The sequence below is a fragment of the Celeribacter marinus genome, assembly GCF_965656515.1.
Taxonomy (GTDB): Bacteria; Pseudomonadota; Alphaproteobacteria; order Rhodobacterales; family Rhodobacteraceae; genus Celeribacter; species Celeribacter marinus_D.
This window is the reverse complement of the sequence record NZ_CBFHKW010000019.1, coordinates 41,443-43,782: the sequence shown is the minus strand read 5'-3', so window position 1 is coordinate 43,782 and position 2,340 is coordinate 41,443. Positions and strand designations below refer to the sequence as shown.

Annotated in this window: 2 protein-coding genes and 1 pseudogene; 1 reads left to right on the top strand and 2 read right to left on the bottom strand. The window is 56.5% G+C overall.

Annotated features, from left to right (window positions below; all coding sequences use genetic code 11):
* Positions 1-758: AMP-binding protein (locus tag ACTG34_RS06360; RefSeq protein WP_439104137.1), on the bottom strand; the 758-nt coding region annotated here is incomplete at its 3' end.
* Positions 759-1,137: 379 nt separating this feature from the next.
* Positions 1,138-2,022 carry an amidohydrolase family protein gene (locus ACTG34_RS06355; protein ID WP_439104135.1) on the bottom strand — a complete coding sequence of 295 codons (885 nt, stop codon included), beginning with the start codon at positions 2,020-2,022 and terminating at the stop codon, positions 1,138-1,140.
* A gap of 235 nt (positions 2,023-2,257) precedes the next feature.
* Between ACTG34_RS06355 and ACTG34_RS06350 the strand changes: the two are divergent.
* A pseudogene (locus tag ACTG34_RS06350) lies at positions 2,258-2,340 on the top strand (SDR family oxidoreductase); the annotation flags it as partial.

The window sequence follows — 2,340 nt, the reverse complement described above, 5'->3', positions numbered from 1 at the left end:
AGCGGATCTTCGGCGTTCATCGGACGGGGCGGGCAGTCGGGGCTTGCGTGCTCCATCAGGTATTTGACGTCGACATCGCGACCTTGGACCCATGAGGTCTGCTCGCCGGTGTGTTTGACCACGAGGCAGCGCACTTTGTCGGAGCAGTGCAACAGGGCGGCATCGGTATTGGATTTGAGCGGGGTGGAGCGGCCACCGCGCGGGGCGTGGTCGGCGGTGATCACCACCTTTGCGCCACTGTCGTTGATGCGGTTGGCCAGCGCGTCTGGGGAAAATCCAGCGAATACAATGGAATGGATCGCGCCGATACGCGCACAGGCCAGCATGGCATAGGCGGCCTCGGGGATCATCGGCAGGTAGATCACCACGCGGTCGCCGCGCATCACGCCCTGAGACAACAGCACGTTGGCAAAGCGGTTGACCTTGTCAGACAGCTCTTTGTAGGTGATGTGCTGGGCGGGGGTCTCGGGATCGTCCGGCTCGAAAATGATCGCGGTTTGCAGTGAGCGCTTGGGCAAATGGCGGTCGATACAGTTGGCGGACACGTTGAGCACGCCGTCCGAATACCACTGGATATCCACGCGGCCGAAATCGAATGTGGTGTTTTTGACTTGGGTGTAGGGCGTGATCCAATCAAGCGTCTTGCCCATCTCCCCCCAAAATCCCACAGGATCAGACACAGAGCGCGCATACATCTCATCATACCCCGCACGATCAATATGCGCAGACGCCGTAAAGGCCGGTGAGGGTTTTGTCATGAGGGTTTCGTCAGACATTGCAAGCTCCCTGAATAGTGTCTCCATGGGGGTTGCGCGAACGCGAACCTCCTCCTGCGTTGAGGTTTAACGGGGTTTTTGTCAAAAAGCGCGTAAGATGCTGCGCATGCTACGTTTTTTTGTTAACAACTTCACTATTTGAGTTCGGCATTTGTAAATTTTGACTACAAATTAGAAAATTTGATGTGATTGCAAAGGGTTAACGTTGGGTAAATTGCGAGTTGTCATCTGCCACGTGGGTGCGCCGCTCAGGTGGCGTGCAAATGAGGGCGCTAACACAAAACAGGTGGGTATTTACCCTATGATGCTCGTGGCCTCATGGGGTCGGATTGTCGTGCGACTCACCTGTGTCGGGGTGGAGCTAAAGTGCGAGATCCCAAATGCGCGCGGCGTTGAACGCATAAAAGAGCGCGCGCTCGTCGTCTGATGCGCCCGCAGTGAGGTCATGCGTGGCCGCGACCCAACGTTCAAGCGATGCGTTCAGCGTGCACACTGGGCTGTCGGACCCCCAAACAACGCGGTCCCAGCCAAAGCTTTCGATCACATGTTCGACGTAAGGGCGTAGGGTGTCTACGGTCCAATCCGGTGTCGCATAGGCGGTAATTCCAGATATTTTGGCGTTCACGTTCGGGCGCTGCGCGAGACGGTTTATCGATGCGGCCCAGTCGTCATATGCGCCGCCCGCGATGTCGGGGACGCCGCAATGGTCGAGCACAAATTCGGTATCAGGGCAGGCATCGATCAGCTCGATCGCGATATCAAGTTGGCGTGCCAGCGCACAAATATCAAAGGGCAGACCATACTTCCCCAGTTTACGTACATTCGCGCGAAAACGGGAGGATCGTGAAAGATCATCAGGCATGACATGCAACACGCGGCGTATGCCCTTTACGACCGTGAGATCCAAGCGCTCCACAAACGCCTCAAAGCCTTCATCTTCGGGGCGGGCGGATGAAATGGCACCGCGCATGAGCGACCCGCCTTGTGCCATCAGCTCAGCAACCATGGCGGTTTCTGTAGCAATGTCAGTTGGATCAACATCGACCTCCATATGCAGTGCGCCCTCAATGCCAAGCCGTTGTGCCATGGCGTCATAGGCCGCGTAGGACCAATCGGCGTTCAGGTCCGGAACATCCGCAAGCCACGGATAGGAGATACGGTTGCGGTCGATGAGGTGGAGGTGAGTGTCGATCAGCATCGGTGCGGGGCTCCAAAGGGGACGTAAAAAGGGGGCGTAATCGGTCATGTGCGCTAATCAAGTGTCGGACAAAGACCACTTTGGGTCAACGCAATAGAGTGATGTAAGGGATGGCGCACAAGTGAACAGGCGGGGCGCGAAATTCGCAATATAGCTTTTCGATCTTAAAATGGTATACCATTTCCAGGGCAGGGACTTGACCGCGGTGCTTTACCTCTGGCCTATAGACATTTCAAACCCACCGGAGAGGCCACCATGCCAACCCGTGTATGAGGAGGGGACTTTGGAGCGATTGAAAAATAAAACCTGCGTTGTGACAGCCGCAGGGCAAGGGATTGGACGCGCCTCAGCGGAGCGTTTGGCCCT

What these genes read in the sequence shown, in the direction of transcription:
- ACTG34_RS06355 (WP_439104135.1), bottom strand. Translation starts at nt 2,022, where the DNA reads ATGACCGATTACGCCCCCTTTTTACGTCCCCTTTGGAGCCCCGCACCG.